Consider the following 21,932-nt stretch of genomic DNA (forward strand, 5'->3'; position numbering starts at 1 on the left):
GCGGCGGGGTTGAGAAGGATCAGCGCGCAAGCTGCGACAAGAAAGCCGTCAGATCGGGCGCGCCGTGGTGGATATGGCGGGCCTGTTCAGGGGTTTCATGGACATGCACGGTGCGCATGCCCAGCCCGTGCGGGACGGTCAGGTTGCGCGCTTCGTCTTCGAACATGGCGGCTGTGGCGGGGGTGACGCCGTCTTTGGTAAAGATGGCGGCAAAAGCCTCTGCGCTGGGTTTGGGCCGGTAATTGGCGTGTTCGACGCCGTAGACGGCATCAAAATACCGCGTCAGGCCGCGCGCGGCCAATACCCGTTTCGCGTGATTTTCAGACCCATTGGTATAGACGATCCTGCGCCCGGGCAGGCCAGCGACGGCGGTGGACAGCGCCGGGTCGGGTGTCAGATGGGTGATGTCGATATCATGCACATCGGCCAGGAAATCCGTGGGGTCCACGTCATGTTCGGCCATCAGCCCCGCCAGGGTGGACCCATGGGCGACCCAATATTCATGCGCTAGCCGCAGGGCGCGGGCCTGATCCAGCCCGGTGATGCGCATGACATAGGCCGCGAACCGCACATCCATCTGCGCGAAAAGCCCGGCAGAGCGGTGATAAAGCGTATTGTCGAGGTCGAAGACCCATGTGTCGATATGTGCAAAATGCCGGGCAACCATGACGTCTGGATAATACCGGCCCTGGGTGGGCGCAACTGCTTTGGCTTGCTTGGCGGGGGGCAAGCGGCGTATGGTCTGTGGATCAAACGACAGGCCCCCCGATGCAAGACCCACGCCATCCGCAAAAAGACGCCTATGCCCTGATACTGGAGGCGATAGACAGCCACCTTTATAAACCGGGTGACCGGCTGGTGGAAAGCGAGCTTGCCGAACGGTTCGGCGTGTCGCGTACCCCGATCCGCGAGGCGTTGCAGCGGTTGGAAACACAATCGCTGCTGACGCGCGACGGGCGGTCATTGATCGTGGCGTCGCTGGATCATTCGCAACTGGCTGAACTTTACGTCGTCCGGGGTGAGTTGGAAGGGTTGGCGGCCCGGCTTGCCGCGCGGCATGCCGCACCCGAAGAGGTCAAGGTCCTGCAGGATATGCTGAGGGCCGACAAGAAGCTGATCACTGATCCCGCAGCGCTGAGCCGTGCCAACCGCCGGTTTCACAAACAGATCCATCTGGCGTCCCATAACCGGTTTCTGGTGCAGCAGCTGGACCTCGTGCATCGGTCTATGGCGTTGCTCGCGACGACATCGCTGGCGGCCGAAGGGCGCGGCGCGCAGACCTTGCAGGAACATGCCCAGATCGTGCAGGCGATAGCGGCTGGTGATGGCGACGCCGCCTATCGTGCGTTGCGCGATCATATCTCTGCCGCCTTTATCACGCGGCTGAAACTGGACGCGGCGGCGGTCGAGGCGGCGGAGTAGCGGGTCCTTTGCGCCGCACGCCATGCGCGGTCTTGTCCCAGTAGAACGGGCGTGTGACCAGTTCCGCGAATCCGCGATAGGCGGCCAGCGCACCAAGCGGAAAATAGACCGGCAAGGTCAGCGCCCAACCCCACAGCCGCAGTTTGCCGGCCTTGTGCAGCCCGACAAGATTGACGAACAAGGCAAGGATTTCGGACAGGAAAAAGCTGATCCAGATGATTTGGAACACAGCCGGTGAAGTCCAGCCCACGATCGGATGCCAAAACCCCAGCGGGATCAGCCAGAGCGACCAGAAGATCGGCATCAGCAGGAACAGACTGAGCGTGCCGCCGAACAGGACCTGCACCCCGCAGAACCGCCACCAGCCCAATGCGCGCAGCAATCGCGCGGGGTTGCGCATATGCACGCCATAGGTGATCGCATATCCCTTGAGCCAGCGTGATCTTTGCTTGACCCAAGGCCAGGCGCGGCCATTTGCCTCTTCCATGGTCACGGTGGGGATCAGGGCCGTCTTATAGCCGTGGCGTGCCAGGCGCAGGCCCAGATCGGCGTCTTCGGTCACGTTATGGGCATCCCATGCGCCCAGTCGTTCCAGCACATCACGGCGGAAAAACAATGTTGTGCCACCTAACGGAATCACCAGACCCATGTGCGCCAGTCCTGGGAGCACAACGCGGAACCAAGCCGCATATTCGATGGTAAAGCAGCGCGTCAGCCAGTTGCTGCCGGTGTTGTAGTAATCCAGCACCCCCTGCAGACAGGCCACGTCAGGCGCCGCATGCGCAAAATGGCGGGCGACGACATGCAATTGGTCGGGGGCGGGCGCATCCTCGGCGTCCCAGACGCCGATGATGCTGCCCCGTGCAAAGCGCAAGGCATAATTCAGCGCGCGCGGCTTGGTCTTGACCTGCCCGGGCGGCACGGTGATCGCCCTGATCCAGCCGGGTAAATTCGTGCGTGCCAGCGTAGCGCGCGTGGTGGCGTCATCCTGTTCCAGCACGAGGCAGACATCCAGCAGGGCGCGCGGATATCGCAGCGCCGCGAGCCGGACCAGCAGATGCGAGGCAATCGCCGTTTCGCGGTATAGCGGGACCAGCACGGTGATGACGGGCAATCGGGATTCCGCCACCGGCGCAAACTGCAACGGGCGGGGGCGCAAACTGATGACGGCGGCGGTGACTTTCAACGCGGTTGTCAATGCCAGCGCGCCGATGGCCCAGACCATCAAGCCGACGACCAGCGCACCGGGTGCCAGGATCGCCAGCGCGATCAGGGCGCAGAGACCGACAGCAGCGACGCGGGACGCGCCAGCGGTATTCCAGTGACGACAACTTTCTCTGGATGCCACGAAGGTTTCGGCCTCTGCTGCGAATCTGGCACCATGAAGCGATTGTACCACTTCTGTCAGTTGCTGATCGGTGGTGATCCCCATGCGGATATTTCCGAATATCGTCTCAAGATTAGCGCGCTGCGATTCGAAATGCTCTGGCGTGGGGGTCAGGATCACGGTGGTTCCGTGGATGATGCGCCAAGGCAGAACGCCATTGCGCAAACAGGCGTCAGGGCCGATCTTATCCACCAGCAGCGGGTCAGGCGGTTGGATGCCTGGATCGACGACCTGTGCGCCGAATGCTTTGCCTTGATGACTGGCTAGCAAACCGGGATTCAAGTTGCACTGCCGCAGCAGCACATCGGTAAGCGGCACATCCAGCCGCAAGGCGACCGCCATGGCGCGATCCGCTTCAAGCTGCGACATGATTCCCTTTTCCACCAATGACGCCAGCAACGCGCTGTCATGGGGCGGGAGTTGGGGCCAGTCGGCCGTAGCCTTGGTAAAATCAAGCATGGAATTATCCGCCTTACATCCGGCGATTATCCATACAGTAGATTAAGGAAAGGTTAAGCCGTCACACCATCCATCGCTTCGGCAAAGCGTTCGAACAGGTAATAGCTGTCTTGTGGGCCTGGGCTTGCCTCGGGGTGGTATTGCACGCTGAATACGGGGCGACCATCAAGGCGGATGCCGCAGTTGGACCCGTCGAACAGCGACACATGGGTTTCGATCACACCGGCGGGCAGGGTCTGGCTGTCCACGGTAAACCCATGATTCATAGATGTTATTTCAACCTTGCCAGTTTCCATATCCTTGACCGGATGGTTGGCCCCGTGATGGCCGTGGTTCATCTTGACCGTGCGTGCGCCTAGTGCCAGCGCCAGCATCTGATGGCCCAGACAGATCCCGAAGACGGGGATATCCGTTGCCAGAACGCCCTGGATCATCGGCACGGCATAGGCGCCGGTTGCAGCCGGATCACCGGGGCCGTTCGACAGGAACACACCGTCAGGCTTCAGCGCCAGCACATCCTCGGCCGTGGCAGAGGCGGGCAGGACGGTCACATCGCAACCTGCCGACGCCAGACAGCGCAGGATACTGCGCTTTGCGCCGAAATCGATGGCGACGACCTTGTGACGCGCGTTGGTCTGCGGCTGGTGGCCCTCGGGCCAGGCCCAACGCATTTCGTTCCAGCGGTAAGATTGCGCGCAGGTGACATCCTTGGCCAGATCCAGCCCTTCGAGACCGGCAAAGGCGCGGGCCTTGGCGACAAGACGTTCCAGATCGAATTTCCCTTCGGGATCATGCGCCAATGCGACATGCGGCGCACCCTGCTGGCGGATCGCACGTGTCAGGCGGCGGGTGTCGACACCGCCCATGCCGATACGGTTGCGGCTGGCCAGCCAGGTTTTCAGCTCGCTTGTCGCGCGCCAGTTGGAGGCATCGGTGGGGTCCCATTTCACCACCATGCCTTCGGCGACCGGATCGACGGTCTCGTCGTCATCGACGTTGACGCCGGTATTGCCGATATGGGGAAAGGTAAAGGTGATGACCTGCCCGGCATAGGACGGATCTGTCATGATTTCCTGATAGCCGGTCATGGCTGTGTTGAAACACAGCTCTGCCACCGTTTCACCCGTGGCGCCAAAGCCCATCCCATAGAAGATCGTGCCATCCGCCAGTGCAAGGCAAGCCGTTGGTTTCTGCGTCATGACCCGAACTCCATCCGTCAAATTGGTCCGGGTTTACGGGGGCAGGGGCCAAGGGTCAAGGCCCGATACCACCTTGCAAACAAGGTATACCGTGGCGTCAGGGCTGCTTGTCAGCCACGGGTCAAGGCGGTATGGTGCGGGTTCTTTGGTGCAGTAAACACAGGATATTCCATGCAATTGCGCGACCGGATCACGGCGGCTTTGAAAGATGCGATGCGGGCGAAAGAGGCGGACAGGCTGTCCACCCTGCGCCTGATCAACGCCGCCATCAAAGACCGCGACATCGCACTGCGCGGCACCGCCGAAGAAGGCGCAGGCTTGTCTGATGCCGATGTGCTGGCGATCATGGGCCGGATGGTCAAACAACGCCAGGAAAGTGCCCGCGCCTATGAAGAGGGCGGCAGGCTGGAACTGGCGGAAAAGGAATTGTCCGAGATCAAGGTGATCGAGGAATTTTTGCCCCGCCAATTGTCGGAGGCCGAGGCAGAAGCCGCCGTGGATGCCGCAATTGCCAGTGTCGGGGCGGAAAACATCCGCGACATGGGCAAGGTGATGGCCGAACTGAAAGCCAATTACACCGGCCAGATGGATTTCGCAAAAGCAGGTCCGCTGGTGAAATCCCGGCTGGGCTAAGGTCATCGCCGGGCCTGCATAGCCCGCCGGAGGCATCTTTTTGCCCCGGCGCGCACAGGGGAACTTATGGCACACCACCCCCGCGCAAGGCACGCTTGAGATCGCCGTAAAGCGCCAGCCGTTCCGAGACATCCAGAAACGCCCCGATCTCGACCTCGCGGTCGCCGCCGCGCAGGGTGATGTAGTTTTCGACCGGCCCGCCCTTGGGATGCAGATGCACCGTCACCCAGTAACGGTTGGCGTGCCATTCCTGCCGGCCGCCTTCGGGGTTGTAGCGGGTCAGATGGGCGGATTGATCATCGACCACCAGTTCCTCCAGCACCTCACCACGTTTGTAGCTGATGTTCAGCGCGGTCCACAGCCCCCAGAACATCACCCCAAAAAACGGCAGCAACGCCCAAAGGACCACGGTGCCCAGAAGGGTGATCAGCGGCAGGGCGATCAAGGCCGCCGTCGCCCCCATGAACAGGACGAAATCCTTGCGCAGCAAGGACCGATAGGGCCAAAGGCTCAACTGCCATTCCGGATCGGTATGCGGTTGGTCGGGGGTCCATTCATAGGGCATGTGTAATTCCTCGCTCGCGGACAATCTGCGTCCTGACCGGTGACTGGTCCATGCGTGAAACTGTCACTGCTCAGCAGACCATTTAGGTTAGGGCGAACATAAAAAAAGCCCCCGGAAACCGGGGGCTTTTTGTTCCGCTAGCAAAGGCTAGTGGGAATGTTGCTTGTCCCAGTCTTCGCGCTTGGGCAGCGTTTCGAATGTATGCTCTGGCGGCGGGCAGGGCAGGGTCCATTCCAGCGTGTCGGCATATTCGTTCCAGGGGTTGTTTTCCGTCACGCGACGCCCGCGCAGCAGCGTCCAGGCCAGCACCCCGATGAAGAACAGGAACGACGCAAAGGACAAAAACGCACCCCAGGTGGATACCAGGTTCCACAAGGCAAAGGCCTCGGGATAGTCGATGTAACGACGTGGCATCCCCTGGCGACCCAGAAAGTGCTGCGGGAAGAAGGTGATGTTGGCACCGATGAACATGGCCCAGAAATGCAGCTTGCCAGCCCATTCAGGATACATGCGGCCCGACATCTTGGGCAGGTAGAAATAGATCCCTGCAAAGATGGCGAAGACCGCACCCAAGCTCATGACATAGTGGAAGTGGGCGACGACATAATAGGTGTCATGGTAAACCCGGTCGATCCCGGCCTGCGACAGCACGATGCCCGTGACGCCACCGACGGTAAACAGAAACAGGAAACCGAACGCCCAGAGCATCGGTGTCTTGAACTCGATCGAGCCGCCCCACATCGTGGCGATCCAGCTGAAGATTTTCACCCCGGTCGGCACCGCGATGACCATGGTCGCCAGCATGAAATAGCTTTGCTGTGTCAGGGACATGCCCACCGTATACATGTGGTGCGCCCAGACGACAAAGCCCAGCACCCCGATTGCGACCATCGCATAGACCATCGGCAGATAGCCAAAGATCGGCTTGCGGCTGAAGGTGGCGATGACGTGGCTGATGATGCCAAAACCGGGAATGATGATGATGTACACTTCGGGGTGACCGAAGAACCACAGGATGTGCTGGTACAGCACCGGGTCGCCGCCGCCTTCCGGTTGGAAAAACGTCGTGCCGAAATTCCGGTCGGTCAGCAACATGGTGATCGCACCGGCCAGCACCGGCAGCGCCAGCAGGATCATCCATGCAGTCACGAAGATCGACCAGGCGAACAGCGGCACCTTGTGGAGCGTCATGCCCGGCGCGCGCATGTTCAGGAAAGTGGTGATGATGTTGATCGCGCCAAGAATGGACGACGCCCCCGACAGGTGGACCGCGAAGATCGCGAGATCCATCGACATGCCTGCCTCATTCGTGGACAGGGGCGGATACATGACCCAGCCGACGCCCGCGCCAAGCTGACCATTGCCGCCCGGCGAAAACATCGAGGCCACACCCATCGCGCCACCGGCCACGAACAGCCAGAAAGACAGGTTGTTCAGCCGTGGGAACGCCATATCCGGCGCGCCGATCTGCAATGGCATGAAGTAGTTGCCGAAACCACCGAACAGCGCGGGGATGACGACGAAGAACATCATCAACACGCCGTGATAGGTGATCAGCACGTTCCACAGATGACCGTTGGGCGTGCAGGGATCGGTCCTGAACCCTTCGGTACACATATATTGTACACCGGGATGCATCAGTTCGAGGCGCATATAGACGGTGAATGCCACCGACACGAACCCCAGGATACCTGCGGCGAACAGGTAAAGGACCCCGATATCCTTGTGATTTGTGGACATGAACCACCGGGTAAAGAAGCCCCGGTTGTCTTCGTGTGCATCGCCGTGGATGGCTGCGTCCGCCATGTGGCTCTCCTCGTATTGGCTACAGATCGACGCCGCCGATTCAAGCGTGGGCGGTCGTTGTATCGGGTTCTAGTCGCTTGCACCGCGCGGGGCAACTGCGGATGCACCTGTAGAGTTGGGTTATATTGGCGCAGGGGGGCGCCTGCGGGTCAGGTCTGAATGCGCGCCTCTGACATGTTGGCAGCGAAAGTTTGCCGCAGCGCCACGTCGAGGTCACCCATGCTGACTGGCAGGCCCAGATCGACCAGTGATGTCACACCATGATCGCGGATGCCGCAGGGCACGATCCCGTCGAAATGCCCCAGATCGGGGTCCACATTGATCGATAGGCCGTGAAACGACACCCACTTGCGCATGCGTATGCCGATGGCGGCGATTTTGTCTTCGGCCAATGAACCATCCGCATGGCGCGGTTTTTCGGGGCGTTGCACCCAGACGCCGACGCGGCCCGCGCGGATTTCGCCTTTGACGTTGAATGTGTCCAGCGTGCCGATCACCCAGCTTTCCAGATCCTGGACAAAGCGGCGCAGATCATGACCACGCCTGCCGACGTCGAGCATCACATAGACAACGCGCTGGCCGGGGCCATGATAGGTATATTCCCCACCACGCCGCGCATCATACACGGCAAAGCGGTTTGGCGCGATCAGGTCGGCACGCTTGGCTGAGGTGCCGGCCGTATAAAGTGGGGGATGTTCCAGCAGCCAGATACATTCATCCGCCGTTCCCGCGATGATGGCGTTCACGCGCTGTTCCATGAATGCCAGCGCCTGTGGATAGTCGGTCAGACCGTCAGTGATGATCCATTCCACCATGCGTCAGCGGGGCAAAAGCCCGGCCTTTCGGATGGCGGGCAGATTTGACCGGCTGACCGGGATATCCGGGCCAATATTCATCTGCAGGATGGCCCCGTCACCCCTGCGACGCGCGGATTTCACCTGATCAAGTGCGACCCAATGCGACCGGTGGACCTGCAGGCCATTGATATCGCCGGTTTCACGTATCGCATCTGACAGACGCATGAGCAGCACATCCTCTCCGGCTAATGTTCTGACCCTGACATAATGATCTTCTACCGAAAGCGCCACAAGCGGGCCACGCTTTTCCAATGGCAGACGGTCCATCAGGGCGCAGGATCGGTGTTCTTCCTGCATGGCCGGCTGATCTGGCAGCAGATGGAAAATACCGGCGATAATCATTGCGATGACAGATATATTGACGATGGTCAGCAGCAGATCCAGCCCGGCGGGGACATCGGACAGGATCAGCAGGGTGACGCCGAAGACGACAAGATTTGCCCCCGCAGCGGTGATCAGCATGCTGATGGCGACGCGCAGGACGGGCTGGCGGGCAAAGCGGAAAAGCGCGAAGCAATGCGCCAGAGAGCCAATCGCATAAGTTAGCACGGCAACCAGCAGCCAATAGCAGAACCGGATCAGCGGACCCGCGGCGCGTTCGGTTTCGAACGGGGCAATCAGGGTCAGGATCACGGCCAGTCCGGCAAAGATCGCGACGGCGCGTGGCCGGGCCATGTGGTCGCGCCATTCGCGCAGCGTGGAATGCGACTGGCCGTCTTTCACGAAGTTTTCCCCGGTTTCACGTATCGTCCCTTGGCCCGTCACCCGTCGCGCGGCATCCGGAGCGAAGTCTAACCTTTTTCGGAGGCTTTGCCATGACACTTGGCCCTCTTTTTGAGGCTTCATTCATTATTCAGCTGCATGTGATGGCGGCCTTGCCTGCGCTTGTGCTGGGCCCACTGGTGCTCTGGGGTCGGGGCGGACGGCTGCGGCACAAGGTGCTGGGCTATGGGTGGGTGGTCAGCATGCTGTTACTGGCGGCATCCGGGTTGTTCATCCCCTCAGGCGGGCCTGCCCTGGCTGGTCATTTCGGGCCGATCCATCTGCTGTGCCTGCTGACCTTCATCGGGATATGGCAAGGGGTGGGTCACGCGCGACAGCGCCGGATCGCCGCCCATCAAAAGGCGATGCGCCAGATCTGGTTCTGGGCGCTGGGGCTGGCGGGCCTCTTCACGCTGTTGCCGGGCCGGATCATGCATGAGGTTCTGGTGGCTGGCGGCGGCACATATGCCGCGTGGCTGGCCATTGTCGTGGGGGTCAGCGGGTTGGTTTTCCTGCAGCGGCGCAGGCCGCGACCGTTCCGGATGCCGCATTCGGCAGGCTAGGCGTTTTTGCCCTTGAGAAGGATCAGCGCATTCACTAAAGACGTCATCACTCAGCCTGGACAATGCGGTCGTGGCGGAATTGGTAGACGCGCAGCGTTGAGGTCGCTGTGAAGTAACATTCGTGGGGGTTCGAGTCCCCCCGACCGCACCAAGGCAATCCCCCCTGATCCTGCGCGCTGAAGGTTTTTCATCCGAAAAACCTTGTCCAGTCCGCTCAGCGCGGGACCGCATCCTGCCAGTGTCCCGGTGCCACCCCATCCAGTGTCCAATCGCCGACGCGCCAGCGTACCAGCCGCAACGTCGGAAAACCGATATGTGCGGTCATCCGGCGCACCTGCCGGTTGCGGCCTTCGCTGATGGTGATCTCGATCCAGCAATCCGGCACGGATTTGCGATACCGCACCGGCGGGTCGCGATCCCACAGGGCGGGGGGATCGATCAGGCGCACGGCGGCGGGCCGGGTGGGACCGTCGTTCAAGGTCACGCCTGTTTGCAACGGGGCCAGGTCTGCCTGCGTCGGTTCGCCTTCGACCTGCACCAGATAGGTTTTGGGCAGTTTGTGCCTTGGGTCGGCGATCTGGGCCTGCAGGGCGCCATCATCTGTCAGCAGCAACAACCCTTCGCTGTCGCGGTCGAGCCTGCCCGCAGGATAGACGCCGGGGACATCGATATAGGCCGACAACGTCGGCCGGGGCGAGGGGCTGCGCGTATCGGTGAATTGCGACAGCACGCCAAAAGGTTTGTTGAACAAGATGATCCGGGTCATGCCGTCTTTTATCGCGCGATGACCGCATGATCCATCGTATACCGTTGTGTGCCACTAAGTAATTAGAAATTAACACTTTTCCTGTTTACAGGTTGGATATGCGCGCTAATGTAGGCCAAAGCCGACAGTGAAAGCCCGTTTGATGCCACCGATTGCCGACCATCCCTTGCGCTATACGCTGGCGAATGAATTGCATGCGAGGCCGTTTCCCGCTGTCGGCGCGCCCAGCCGGGCCGCCTATCTGGCGATCAAACCGGCCAGCAATGCCGCAGGCCGCGACCGTGCAGCGGACAGGGCGCATCTGATTGATTTGCTTGACCGTTTCGGCGCGCAGCACCCCCAGCCGGAGGCCACGCATTACTTTGGCACCCTCGGCAAGCATCAGTTGAAATGGGAAAGCCACACTGAATTCGTCACCTACACCGTGTTTGGCGAAGGCGTGGCCAGCCGCCCGTTCGAGGCTGTCACCTTTGACGTGTTCCCCGATGACTGGCTATCCAAGGCACCGGGCACCCGCGTCACGTCGGCCCTGATAAGGGTCGAGGTGGTGGAAGGTGACGATGGCATATTGGAAAAGGTCCATGACTGGTTTGTGCCCGAAAGCCTGGCCATCAGCCGCGTGGTCGAAAACGATCTGGTGATCGCCGGCGATTTTCGCATCGATAGCGCCGGCCATATGCGGTTTGCGGTATTCGCGCGCCCACAGGTCGATGACCGCCGCATTGGCCGCGTCGTCCAGCGCCTGTGCGAGATTGAAACCTATAAGGCGATGTCGATGCTCGCCCTGTCCAAGGCCCGGTCGCTTGGGCCCAAGATGGGGGAATTCGACCGCACATTGACCGGGCTTTTGGCCGATATGCGTCAATCCGTGACGGAACCTGCCAAGGTGCTGCGATCCTTGCTGCAGGTGTCCGCCGAGATCGAGAATACGATCGCCGAAACGACATTCCGGTTTGGCGCTGCGGGGGCGTATGAAACCATCGTCAACCAGCGGATTTCGGTCTTGCGTGAAGAGCGTTTTGCCGGGCGGCAGACCTTTGGCGAATTCATGATGCGCCGCTTTGACCCTGCGATGCGGACGGTCAAATCGACCGAAGCGCGGCTATATGCGATGTCGGAACGCGCGCTGCGTGCGGGCGATCTGTTGCGCACGCGGGTCGATGTGGAACGCTCTGCGCAGAATCAGGAACTGCTGACCAGCATGGACAAGCGCGCCGATTTGCAATTGCGCCTGCAACGCACGGTCGAAGGTCTGTCTGTCGTGGCGATCAGTTATTATGCGGTCAATCTCGCGCTTTACATGGCTGCCCCGTTGGAACGGATTCTGAACACAACCAAACCGATCATGACCGCCGTCGCCACGCCCATCGTTCTTTTGTTGGTGTGGTTTATGGTGCACAGGATCCGCAAGCGCATGGAATAGTCCCATCTTGCCAGCCGCCCCACGGGTGAATAGCATCGCGCCAGCGGGGGACAGATGCGTCTGATCATTATTTTTTCAGTCATGGCCAGCGGTGCGGCTGCGCAGGATTTGCCGCGCGCGCTCAGCGATGCGGATTTCCACCCCGTGAACCGGCTGGAGGCGGAACTGGGCCAGTTGTTGTTCTATGATCCGATCCTGTCGGGGAACAGGGATGTGTCCTGCGCCACCTGTCATCATCCGGCCTTTGGCACCAGCGATGGTTTGTCGCTGGGTCTGGGCGACGGCGGCACGGGGCTGGGGCCTGATCGCGTCGCCGATCCTGCCAACATGCCCGAGCAACGCATCCCGCGCAATTCGCCCGCGCTGTTCAATCTGGGCGCGCGGGAATTCACCGTCCTGTTCCACGATGGCCGGATCGAGGTGGATGCCAACCGCCCCGGCGGCCTGCGTACACCGCTGGCGGATGATATGGTAACGGGGTTTGCATCGCTGTTGTCGGCGCAAACGATGTTTCCGGTGCTTTCCGGCGATGAAATGGCGGGCCATTACAGTGAAAACGACGTTTCGCAAGCCGTGCGCCGTGGCATGATCACGGGGCAGGGCGGGGCCTGGGATATCATCTCGCGCAGGGTGGCGGATATTCCGGCCTATGCTGATCGTTTCATCGCCGTTTACGATCATATCGACGATTCCGCGCAGATCGGGTTCACCGATATTTCCAACGCTGTGGCGGCGTTCATGGAACTGGAATGGCGGTCTGATAACGCGCCATTCGACGCGGTTCTGCGCGGCGCAGCTGACTTGCCCGAACCCGCCGCCACCGGCATGGCGCTGTTTTACGGCGATGCCGGATGCGGCACCTGTCATGCCGGTCCGTTCCTGACCGACCACCGGTTTCACGCCATGGGGGTGCCGCAGATCGGGCCGGGCAAGGGCGAACGGTTCGAAAGCCATGCCAGTGATCTGGGGCGGTTCCGGGTGACGGGCGATGCAGCGGATATGTTTGCATTCCGCACGCCAAGCCTGCGCAATATCGCGCTGACCGGTCCCTATGGGCATTCGGGGGCCTATGCTGATCTGCGTGATTTTGTCACCGCGCATCTGGACCCTGTGGCAGCGCTGGACAGCTATGATCTGGATCAGGCTCTGCTGCCTGCGCTGCCGGTGGATGATACACGCGGGTTTGCCGACAGTGCGGGCATTGCCGCAGCGGTCGCTGTTGATCCGGTCCTATTGGACGACGGTGCATTGGACGCTTTACTGGCGTTTCTGGACACGCTGACCGATCCACAGGTGAAAACCGGCGTGCTGGGAATCCCCGACTCTGTGCCAAGTGGCCTATCTGTCGCGCGGGTGCCGCAGGATTAACGGTGCGTTCGCCGGTGCCATGTCGCGGCTTTGCGCCCCATCGGGCCAGGTGACGGTGATCGCTGCGTCTTCCGCTGCACCGAGGCCGAAATGCAATGGCAGCGCCTTGCCCCCGGCATGACCGCCGCCGATTGTATTTTGCTGGCTTTGTGTGGCGTATTCGGTCGTGACTGTCACCACCGCCCCGATGGCATTGCGGTTGCCGCCCGATTGCTCCAATGCCACGGCCAGCCAATTGCCGGTGCTTTCGGTCGCATTGCGGTAAATCTCTAATGGCGCGCGGCGGTTGACGACGATCAGATCGAGCAATCCGTCACCGTCGAAATCTGCCAGCGCCGCACCGCGGGACCGCGCGGTGGTCGCGATGCCTGCGGTCAGCCCAGCCTCGGCAAAGGTGCCGTCCGGTTGCTGCATCAGCAGGTTGTTGGGATCGGCCATCGCCAGCCCCGGCATCTGATCGACATTGCCCTTGGCGATGAAAAGATCGGCGCGCCCGTCATTGTCGACATCGGCGAATTCGGCGTGCCAGCCGGTGGATGGCCGCCCGTCATCGCCGGTATGCGGGCGTTGTGCATAGGTGCCGATGCCGTAGGGCGCGTTGGCATAGGTGCCGTCATCCTGCGCGAGTTGCAGCAGTTGATCGCCCATCGAGGTCAGCATCACATCGTCACGCCCGTTGCCCGTCAGGTCGCGGCTGGCGATCCCCATCCCCCAAAGCGAGACGTTCTGCCAGCCATCCGCATCCCCCAGAAAGCGCCCCTCGGCGATGTCCCACATCTGTTCATGCCCGCCGCGGACATAGTAATGGCGGTCATTCGACAGCCTGAGCGTCAACCGCCCGCGCGCGTCCTGTGCGGCCAGCATCGACAGCGGGCAATAGCCGGGGGTCAGATCCGTGCTGACATAGCCATCTTCCGCCGGGGTCAGGATCTGGTTGGTATCGCAGGCCTCAAACGGGCCGTCGGGATCGTCGCGGTCGACGTAATTGCCGATGGCCATGACTGGCCTTACGTCATCATCCCACCATGCGGTGAATGCCGTTGTCCAGGCGTCACCCGCTGGCACGTCCCAGTCCGCGGTCGCATCGGTGAAACCGCAAGCGCCATCACCGCGCAGCACGATATTCGGGCCGACCCGTAGCACGAACAGATCCATCGCGCCGTCGGCATCAATATCGATGGGGTAAGCCCCTGTTACACCTGTCATTTCCGGCAGGGAAATGTTGGTGAAGGTGAAATTCCCGTCATTGCGCAGCAGTATCGCGGGATTTTCACCGCCTGCCGCAAAGATGTCTGGCAACCCATTGGCGTTGCAGTCGAAAACGGCGACACCGCCACCGACGAAATGTTCCCACCCGCCGGCGTAGCTGTGGGCAGGCAAAACGTCGGAGCGATCCTCGAACACCACCTCGGCGCTGGCGGATGTCGCCGTGAGGCAGAGCGCCAGCGCCCGGATCATGCCCGCGTCTCTCCCAGCACCCGGTCCGTGACGGCGGCCAGCGCCAGCGCAGAGGCACCGCGCGCCCAGACCATATCGCCCCAGGCGTGGATTTCGATCCGGCAGGGCGCGCGGCCATTGTTCAGTGTCAGGCGCTGCATTTCGGCCAGAACTTCCTCGGAATAAAGATAATCATATTGCATCCGTTCACCCGACAGGATGATCAGTTCGGGGTCAAACAACTGGATCACATTGGCAAGCCCCACCGACAAATAGCGCCCGGCGCGGCGAAAGATCGTGCGCGCGGCCTGATTGCCCGCCTTGGCCTGCGCGAACAGGGCATCCAGCATCGCATTGGGGCTTTGCAGGTTGCGCGGATTGCGGTGCAGGGCTGTCGCGGCTTCACGCGCCAATGCGTAGTCGGCCAGATAAGCCTCCAGACAGCCGCGCTGGCCGCAGCGGCACAATGCGCCGTCCAATTGCACCTTGGTATGACCCAGTTCCAGCCCCATGCCGCGCGATCCACGGAACAGGCGGTTGTCCAGCACCAGCCCCATGCCGACGCCATGTTCGATGGTGACAACGGCGAAATCCGTCATGGACCGGCCCGCCCCGAACCACAGCTCGGCAAGCGTCAGCACATTGGCATCGTTATCGACGTATAATGGCAGACCGAAGCGCGCCACGAAGGCGGTGCCAAGGTCCATTTCGCGATCGGCCAACAGCGGCGACCACGGCACGGTGCCGGTCTTGTGGTCTACGATCCCGGACAGGCCGATCCCGACAGCGGCGATATCGCATAATTCCTTGCCGGTGCCTTTCAGCACAAGCCCGATCAGGACGGCGATTTCATCCAGCAGATCGGGCAGCGATTTACGCGTGGGCGGGGTGGGCAGGCTGGCATCTGCCACCATCTGGCCGGAAAAATCAGTCAGCACGGCAGTATGTACTTCATCCGAGAGCTTGATCCCGATGACGTGGCACGCCTCTGATACGACTTCCAGCGCCACGGGCGGGCGGCCACGGCCGGTTTCGCGCGGCAGGCCTTCGACCTCGCGCAGAAAACCCGCGGCGATCAGATCGGCGGTCAGGGTGGTGGCCGACCCTGCGCTGATTCCCAGCGCGCGGGTGACATCGGCGCGCGCCGCCCGGCCAGCGCCGCGCACATGTTCGAAAATCTGCTGGCGCAGCGGTTTCGCCACAGCGCTGGCCGTCGGCAACAATGGGCCACAGCCTGACGACAAGGGCGATTCGTCGCCGCCGGATGTGATTTCGTCATACATAGTTCAACGCCTGAATTATTAACGGGTCCATATTCAGTAAAAACCCGAGGTCTTCACAGACTGCCCAATAAATCCGCAGTCTCAAAGCGGTTTTTCACCAGAAGAGGCAATTTTTATTTTGACAAGTGAATTTAATATGGCATTTTGGGCGCTGTAGGGTTCGAAAACCCACACCCTCACTGCATGAGGGCCGCATTTCTGGGAGGAATACATGCATAAATCCATTATCGCTGCCGCGATTGCTGTCGCTGGCTTTAACTCTGCTGCTTTGGCGCAGGACCTGACAATTGGCGTCAGCTGGTCGAATTTCCAGGAAGAGCGTTGGCAGACGGATGAGGCTGCGATTCGCGCCGCCTTGGACGAAGCCGGCGCAACCTATGTGTCCGCCGATGCGCAATCATCCTCGGCCAAGCAATTGTCCGATGTCGAAAGCCTGATCGCCCAGGGCGTTGACGCACTGATCATCCTGGCACAGGATAGCGCCGCGATTGGCCCCGCTGTCGAAGCCGCTGCCAACGAAGGTATCCCCGTCGTCGCCTATGACCGCCTGATCGAAGATCCGCGCGCCTTCTATCTGACCTTCGACAACGTCGAAGTCGGCCGGATGCAGGCCCGCGCCGTGCTGGAGCAGATGCCAGAAGGCAATTACGTCATGATCAAGGGCTCGCCCACTGACCCGAACGCGGATTTCCTGCGTGGCGGCCAGCAAGAGATCCTGCAGGATGCGATTGACAGCGGCGCGATCACCATCGTCGCCGAAGCCTATACCGATGGCTGGTTGCCTGCCAACGCACAGCGCAACATGGAACAGATCCTGACCGCGAATGACAACGCAGTCGATGCTGTCGTTGCATCGAACGATGGTACTGCTGGTGGCGTCGTGGCCGCACTGACCGCGCAGGGCATGGAAGGCATTCCTGTCTCTGGTCAGGACGGCGATCATGCCGCGCTGAACCGTGTCGCCCTTGGCACGCAGACTGTTTCGGTCTGGAAAGACGCCCGTGATCTGGGCCGCGCTGCGGCTGAAATCGCGGTCGCGCTGGCCGGGTCCGACGGTGACATGACCGCTGTCGAAGGCAGCGAAACATGGACATCGCCTGCGGGCACCGAAATGACTGCGATCTTCCTGGAGCCGCTGCCGATCACCGCCGACAACCTGTCGGACGTGACCGATGCGGGCTGGATCACCGTTGAATCTCTTTGCCAGGGCGTGACGAACGGCCCGGCACCTTGTAACTAAGTCGCAGGTGGCGGGGATGATCCGCCACCGAAAGGGACCCTGCAAATGTGCAGGGTCCCGCATTTCTTTTTCAAGCAAACAATTGGTCGCTGACCCTGCGCAATTGGCTGCGATGGAGCAAAGCTATGTCTGATCAAACTGCCTCTGCGTCTACCAGCACGCGCCGGTCCCTTTTCAAAACGCTGGAAGTGGACACACGTCTGCTGGGCATGATCGGGGCGCTGATCCTGATCTGGATCGTGTTCCATATCTGGTCGGACCAGCGGTTCCTGACGCCGCGCAATATTTTCAACCTGTCGATCCAGACAGTCTCGGTCGCGATCATGGCGACCGGCATGGTGTTCGTGATCGTCACCCGCCATATTGATCTGTCGGTGGGTGCCTTGCTGGCGACAACCACCGCTGTCATGGCGATCACGCAGACGCAATTCTTGCCGCAGATGTTCGGGCTGGAAATCGGCCATCCGATGATCCCATGGATCACGATTGCTGCCGGTATCCTGACCGGCGCGCTGATCGGGGCGTTTCAGGGCTATTTGATCGGTTATCAGATGATCCCCGCCTTTATCGTCACATTGGGTGGCCTGCTGATCTGGCGCAACGTGGCCTGGCATCTGACCAACGGGCAGACGATCGGGCCGCTGGACCAGACCTATATGCTGTTCGGCGGCATCAACGGGACGCTGGGCATATTCTGGAGCTGGGTCGTGGGTATGATCGCCGCCGCAGCCGCCGCTGTCGGTATTCTGATGGCGCGCCGGACCAAGATGAGCCACGGATTTGTCGTCAAGCCAATGTGGGCAGAGGTGATCGTGATCGGCGCTGTGATCGCGGCGATCTTGGGTTTTGTCGCCGTGCTGAACGCCTATGCGGTGCCCGACCGCGTGATCGCCCGCGAGTTTGAGCGTTGGGGCTGCGCGCAGCTTGAAGGTTGCACCGCCGGGTATGGCATTCCCTATTCCGTGCTGCTGTTGATCGCCGTCGCCGTGGTGATGACAATCATCGCGCAGCGCACAAGGCTGGGACGGTATATCTTTGCCACCGGGGGCAACCCTGACGCCGCTGAATTGTCAGGCATCAATACGAAATTGTTGACGGTCAAGATTTTCGCCATGGTTGGCATGCTCTGCGCGCTGGGGGGCATCGTCGCTTCGGCCCGTCTGGGGTACCACACCAACGATATCGGCACATTGGACGAATTGCGCGTTATCGCTGCGGCGGTGATCGGCGGCACGGCGCTGGCGGGCGGGATCGGCACGATTTACGGTGCCATCATCGGCGCGCTGATCATGCAATCGCTGCAATCCGGCATGGCGATGGTCGGTGTCGACGCGCCTTATCAGAACATCGTGGTGGGCCTTGTGCTGGTCCTCGCCGTCTGGATCGACATCCAGTACCGCAAATATTCAGGAGCGAAATGATGACACCTCTTGTACAGATGAAAGACATCTCGATCTCGTTCGGTGGGGTCAAGGCGGTGGATCACGTCAGTATCGATCTTTACCCCGGTGAAGTGGTTGGCCTTCTGGGCCATAACGGCGCTGGCAAATCGACGCTGATCAAGATCCTGTCGGGCGCCTACAAGATGGATTCCGGCGAGATCTGGGTCGAAGGCAAGAAAGTGAATTTCCAATCCCCCCGCGACAGCCGCGACCACAATATTGAGACGATCTATCAAACGCTGGCGCTGGCCGATAACCTTGATGCGGCATCGAACTTGTTTCTGGGCCGCGAACTGACGACGCCTTTCGGTTTTGTCGATGACGGGCGGCAAGAGGCCGAGACGCGCAAGATCATGGCGCGGCTGAACCCCAATTTCAAAAAGCTGAAAGAACCCGTGTCGGCCCTGTCCGGCGGTCAACGCCAGTCGGTCGCCATCGCGCGCGCAGTCTATTTCAAGGCCAAGATCCTGATCATGGATGAACCGACTGCAGCACTTGGTGTGCATGAAACCAAGATGGTGGCGGATCTTATTCAGGAACTGAAGGCGCAAGGTCTGGGCATCTTCCTGATCAGCCATGACACGCGCGAGATGATGGAACTCTGCGACCGTGTCTCGGTGATGAAGAACGGGCAAGTCGTCGGCACCGAACGGGTCGAGGATGTGACCGAGGATGACATCCTGTCGATGATCATTCTGGGCAAGAATCCAAAGAAAGCAGCCTGATGTTTATTGGTCTTGATCTGGGCACATCCGGCCTGAAAGCAATTTTGATAGACGTCAATCAATCTATCCTGGCCGAGGCATCCGCCCCGCTGGAGGCTGTGCGCCCGCAAAGCGGCTGGTCCGAACAGGCCCCCGCGACATGGCTTGACGCCACCGATGCGGTGATGCGCGAACTGGGCGCGCAGGTGTCGCTGGCGGAGGTCAAGGCGATTGGTCTGTCCGGCCAGATGCATGGCGCGACCCTTCTGGACGACGCCGACGAGTTGCTGCGCCCCTGCATACTGTGGAACGACACCCGCTCTGCCGTGGAAGCGGCGGCGCTTGATGCAGACCCACGTTTCCGGGCGCTGACCGGCAATATCGTGTTTCCCGGATTCACCGCGCCGAAACTGGCTTGGGTAGCCAAACACGAACCGGCGACCTTTGCCAAGGTGGCCCGCGTGTTGCTGCCCAAGGATTACCTGCGCCTGTGGCTGACGGGCGAGGCGGTGGCGGAAATGTCCGATGCCGCTGGCACAAGCTGGCTCGACGTGGCGAAACGCGACTGGTCGGATGACCTGCTGGAGGCCACGAACCTGAGCCGTGCGCAGATGCCGCGCCTTGTAGAAGGGTCTGAAGTGTCGGGGCAGGTGCGTGATGCACTCGCCACCCGCTGGGGCCTGCCGCGCGGCGTGGTCGTCGCGGGCGGGGGTGGCGACAATGCCGCCAGCGCCGTGGGCGTGGGTGTGGTCAAGGCGGGCGATGCATTCGTCTCGCTCGGCACATCCGGTGTGCTGTTCGCCGCCAGCGATGCCTACAACCCCGATGCCGCCAGTGCCGTGCATACGTTCTGCCACGCTTTGCCGGATACATGGCACCAGATGGGGGTCATCCTCGCCGCCGCCGATGCGCTGAACTGGTTCGCGCGCATCGCGGACAAACCCGCCGCAACGCTGACCGGCAGCCTTGGCGCGTTGCAGGCACCCGGTAAGCCGCTGTTCCTGCCTTACCTGGGCGGCGAACGGACCCCGCATAACGATGCGTCGATCCGGGGCGCGTTCCTGCATCTGGATCATGCAACCGACACCAAGGCGATGGCGCGTGCGGTGCTGGAAGGTGTGACCCACGCGATCCGCGATTGCCACGACGCGCTGACCAGCACCGGCACCAGCATCAACCGCCTGATCGCTGTCGGTGGCGGGTCGCGATCTGATTACTGGGTGCAGGCGATTGCGACCTCGCTTGATCTGCCGATTGAACTGCCCGTTGCGGGTGATTTTGGCGGTGCCTTTGGCGCGGCCCGCCTTGGCCTGATGGCCGCGACCGGGGCAGGCGCCGAAATTGCCACCGCCCCGAAAATCGCCCGCACGATTGACCCTGACACCAAACTGACCGCGGCCTTCGCCGAGGCCCATGCGCGTTATCGCGCGAGCTATACCGCTCTGAAAGGACTATCATGACCGATTTCTTCAAAGGCATTCCTGCCATCAAATACGAAGGCCCGGACAGCGACAATGATTTCGCCTTCCGCCATTACAACCCAGAAGAGGTCGTGATGGGCAAGACGCTGAAGGATCATCTGCGTTTCGCCGCTGCCTATTGGCATTCCTTTGCATGGCCGGGCGGCGATCCGTTCGGCGGGCAGACATTCGACCGTCCGTGGTTCGGCGACAGTATGGACATGGCCCGCATGAAGGCCGATGTCGCATTCGAGATGTTCCAGCTTCTGAACGTCCCCTATTTCTGTTTCCACGACGCCGATGTGCGTCCGGAAGGAAACAGCTTTGCGGAAAACACCCGCAATCTGGAAGAGATCGTCGATTATTTCGCCGAAAAGATGGACGCGACCGGCGTCAAACTGCTGTGGGGCACGGCGAACCTGTTCTCGCACAAGCGTTTCATGTCCGGTGCCGCGACGAACCCTGACCCCGATGTGTTTGCCTTCTCTGCCGCGACGATCAAGACCTGCATGGATGCGACCATGAAACTGGGCGGCGAAAACTACGTCCTCTGGGGCGGGCGCGAAGGGTATGAAACCCTGCTCAACACCGACATGGGCCGTGAACGCGCACAGGCGGGCCGGATGCTGCAGATGGTTGTCGACTACAAACACAAGATGGGCTTCAAGGGTGCGATCCTGATCGAACCCAAACCCCAGGAGCCGACCAAGCACCAGTATGACTATGATGTCGCAACCGTCTATGGTTTCCTGAAAGAGTTCGGCCTTGAAGGCGAGGTAAAGATGAACATCGAACAGGGCCATGCCATTCTGGCAGGTCATTCGTTCGAACATGAACTGGCAATGGCGCGGGAATTGGGAATTTTCGGGTCCATCGACATGAACCGCAACGATTACCAGTCCGGCTGGGATACTGACCAGTTTCCTAATAACGTGCCCGAAATGGCGCTGGCCTATTACGAGGTGCTGCGCGCAGGCGGGTTCACCACGGGCGGTACCAACTTTGACGCGAAACTGCGACGTCAGAGCCTCGATGCAGAGGATCTGATCCTTGCCCATGTCGGCGGGATGGATGCCTGTGCGGCTGGTCTGAAAGCCGCCGCCGCGATGCTGGAAGATGGCAAGCTGGAATCCGCGCGTCAGGATCGTTACGCCGG

At 61.0% G+C, this 21,932-nt stretch carries 20 protein-coding genes and 1 tRNA gene; 11 read left to right on the forward strand and 10 right to left on the reverse strand.

The genetic code is table 11. The features are described from left to right. Window positions 1–19: 19 nt before the first annotated feature. Window positions 20–667 (reverse strand): pyrimidine 5'-nucleotidase, encoded by a 648-nt coding sequence (locus tag ACK4TM_RS04790; RefSeq protein ID WP_409697544.1) that lies wholly within the window; start codon window positions 665–667, stop codon window positions 20–22. Between the two features lie 101 nt (window positions 668–768). Between ACK4TM_RS04790 and ACK4TM_RS04795 the strand changes: the two genes are divergently transcribed. Then, a complete protein-coding gene (locus tag ACK4TM_RS04795; RefSeq protein ID WP_409697547.1) occupies window positions 769–1,422 on the forward strand; it encodes a GntR family transcriptional regulator in 654 nt (217 codons plus the stop codon). On the opposite strand, the gene ACK4TM_RS04800 is transcribed toward ACK4TM_RS04795, so the two are convergent. Then, the gene (locus ACK4TM_RS04800; protein WP_409697550.1) at window positions 1,376–3,268 is read right to left on the reverse strand and encodes a glycosyltransferase; all 1,893 of its coding nucleotides are present in this window, start codon (window positions 3,266–3,268) and stop codon (window positions 1,376–1,378) included. The genes ACK4TM_RS04795 and ACK4TM_RS04800 overlap by 47 nt on opposite strands. A gap of 53 nt (window positions 3,269–3,321) precedes the next feature. After that, on the reverse strand, window positions 3,322–4,467 hold the full coding sequence (gene carA / locus ACK4TM_RS04805; protein WP_409697553.1) for a glutamine-hydrolyzing carbamoyl-phosphate synthase small subunit: 1,146 nt from the start codon (window positions 4,465–4,467) through the stop codon (window positions 3,322–3,324). Between the two features lie 171 nt (window positions 4,468–4,638). On the opposite strand from carA, the gene ACK4TM_RS04810 reads away from it, so the two are divergent. After that, window positions 4,639–5,100 carry a GatB/YqeY domain-containing protein gene (locus ACK4TM_RS04810; protein WP_409697556.1) on the forward strand — a complete coding sequence of 154 codons (462 nt, stop codon included), beginning with the start codon at window positions 4,639–4,641 and terminating at the stop codon, window positions 5,098–5,100. Window positions 5,101–5,164: 64 nt separating this feature from the next. Here the strand turns inward: ACK4TM_RS04810 and ACK4TM_RS04815 are convergent, their stop codons facing one another. The 4 genes from ACK4TM_RS04815 to ACK4TM_RS04830 all read right to left on the reverse strand — a co-directional run bounded on the left by ACK4TM_RS04815 (window position 5,165) and on the right by ACK4TM_RS04830 (window position 9,051). Continuing rightward, window positions 5,165–5,665 (reverse strand): DUF2244 domain-containing protein, encoded by a 501-nt coding sequence (locus ACK4TM_RS04815; RefSeq protein WP_409697559.1) that lies wholly within the window; start codon window positions 5,663–5,665, stop codon window positions 5,165–5,167. Window positions 5,666–5,812: 147 nt separating this feature from the next. Continuing rightward, window positions 5,813–7,471, reverse strand: a complete 1,659-nt coding sequence (gene ctaD, locus ACK4TM_RS04820; RefSeq protein WP_409697562.1) for a cytochrome c oxidase subunit I — start codon at window positions 7,469–7,471, stop codon at window positions 5,813–5,815. A gap of 149 nt (window positions 7,472–7,620) precedes the next feature. Further along, window positions 7,621–8,286: a lipoyl(octanoyl) transferase LipB gene (gene lipB / locus ACK4TM_RS04825; RefSeq protein ID WP_409697565.1), complete on the reverse strand. Its 666-nt coding sequence runs from the start codon at window positions 8,284–8,286 to the stop codon at window positions 7,621–7,623. A gap of 3 nt (window positions 8,287–8,289) precedes the next feature. Beyond that, window positions 8,290–9,051 carry a LytTR family DNA-binding domain-containing protein gene (locus ACK4TM_RS04830; RefSeq protein ID WP_409697568.1) on the reverse strand — a complete coding sequence of 254 codons (762 nt, stop codon included), beginning with the start codon at window positions 9,049–9,051 and terminating at the stop codon, window positions 8,290–8,292. Window positions 9,052–9,143: 92 nt separating this feature from the next. On the opposite strand from ACK4TM_RS04830, the gene ACK4TM_RS04835 reads away from it, so the two are divergent. Continuing rightward, on the forward strand, window positions 9,144–9,653 hold the full coding sequence (locus ACK4TM_RS04835; protein ID WP_409697571.1) for a DUF2306 domain-containing protein: 510 nt from the start codon (window positions 9,144–9,146) through the stop codon (window positions 9,651–9,653). Window positions 9,654–9,717: 64 nt separating this feature from the next. Further along, window positions 9,718–9,804: transfer RNA gene (locus tag ACK4TM_RS04840), tRNA-Leu, on the forward strand. A 63-nt stretch (window positions 9,805–9,867) separates the two neighbouring features. Here ACK4TM_RS04840 and ACK4TM_RS04845 read toward each other — a convergent pair. Beyond that, window positions 9,868–10,419, reverse strand: coding sequence for a pseudouridine synthase (locus tag ACK4TM_RS04845; RefSeq protein ID WP_409697574.1), 552 nt, complete (start codon window positions 10,417–10,419; stop codon window positions 9,868–9,870). A gap of 142 nt (window positions 10,420–10,561) precedes the next feature. Here ACK4TM_RS04845 and ACK4TM_RS04850 point away from each other — a divergent pair, with 142 nt between their 5' ends. Next, window positions 10,562–11,842 carry a DUF3422 family protein gene (locus ACK4TM_RS04850; RefSeq protein WP_409697577.1) on the forward strand — a complete coding sequence of 427 codons (1,281 nt, stop codon included), beginning with the start codon at window positions 10,562–10,564 and terminating at the stop codon, window positions 11,840–11,842. Between the two features lie 54 nt (window positions 11,843–11,896). Continuing rightward, window positions 11,897–13,210, forward strand: a complete 1,314-nt coding sequence (locus ACK4TM_RS04855) for a cytochrome-c peroxidase (protein ID WP_409697580.1) — start codon at window positions 11,897–11,899, stop codon at window positions 13,208–13,210. Here the strand turns inward: ACK4TM_RS04855 and ACK4TM_RS04860 are convergent. Together ACK4TM_RS04860 and ACK4TM_RS04865 are read right to left on the reverse strand one after the other, a co-directional pair. Then, window positions 13,181–14,668, reverse strand: a complete 1,488-nt coding sequence (locus tag ACK4TM_RS04860) for a CRTAC1 family protein (RefSeq protein ID WP_409697583.1) — start codon at window positions 14,666–14,668, stop codon at window positions 13,181–13,183. The two genes, ACK4TM_RS04855 and ACK4TM_RS04860, sit on opposite strands and share 30 nt — an antisense overlap. Further along, window positions 14,665–15,930 carry an ROK family protein gene (locus ACK4TM_RS04865; RefSeq protein ID WP_409697586.1) on the reverse strand — a complete coding sequence of 422 codons (1,266 nt, stop codon included), beginning with the start codon at window positions 15,928–15,930 and terminating at the stop codon, window positions 14,665–14,667. The genes ACK4TM_RS04860 and ACK4TM_RS04865 overlap by 4 nt, the downstream gene beginning before the upstream one ends. Window positions 15,931–16,141: 211 nt before the next feature. Between ACK4TM_RS04865 and xylF the strand changes: the two genes are divergently transcribed. The 5 genes from xylF to xylA all read left to right on the forward strand — a co-directional run. Beyond that, window positions 16,142–17,170, forward strand: coding sequence for a D-xylose ABC transporter substrate-binding protein (gene xylF / locus ACK4TM_RS04870; RefSeq protein ID WP_409697589.1), 1,029 nt, complete (start codon window positions 16,142–16,144; stop codon window positions 17,168–17,170). A 125-nt stretch (window positions 17,171–17,295) separates the two neighbouring features. Further along, the gene (locus ACK4TM_RS04875; RefSeq protein WP_409697592.1) at window positions 17,296–18,591 is read left to right on the forward strand and encodes a sugar ABC transporter permease; all 1,296 of its coding nucleotides are present in this window, start codon (window positions 17,296–17,298) and stop codon (window positions 18,589–18,591) included. Beyond that, entirely contained in the window at window positions 18,588–19,337 is a 750-nt protein-coding gene (locus ACK4TM_RS04880; protein ID WP_409697596.1) for an ATP-binding cassette domain-containing protein, read from the forward strand. Before ACK4TM_RS04875 ends, ACK4TM_RS04880 begins: the two co-directional genes overlap by 4 nt. Beyond that, entirely contained in the window at window positions 19,337–20,776 is a 1,440-nt protein-coding gene (gene xylB / locus ACK4TM_RS04885) for a xylulokinase (RefSeq protein WP_409697599.1), read from the forward strand. Before ACK4TM_RS04880 ends, xylB begins: the two co-directional genes overlap by 1 nt. Continuing rightward, a partial coding sequence (gene xylA, locus ACK4TM_RS04890) for a xylose isomerase (protein ID WP_409697602.1) occupies window positions 20,773–21,932 on the forward strand: 1,160 nt, incomplete at its 3' end. The genes xylB and xylA, both read left to right, overlap by 4 nt.

This window comes from Yoonia sp., from assembly GCF_046292185.1.
In the GTDB taxonomy this organism is placed as follows: domain Bacteria; phylum Pseudomonadota; class Alphaproteobacteria; order Rhodobacterales; family Rhodobacteraceae; genus Yoonia.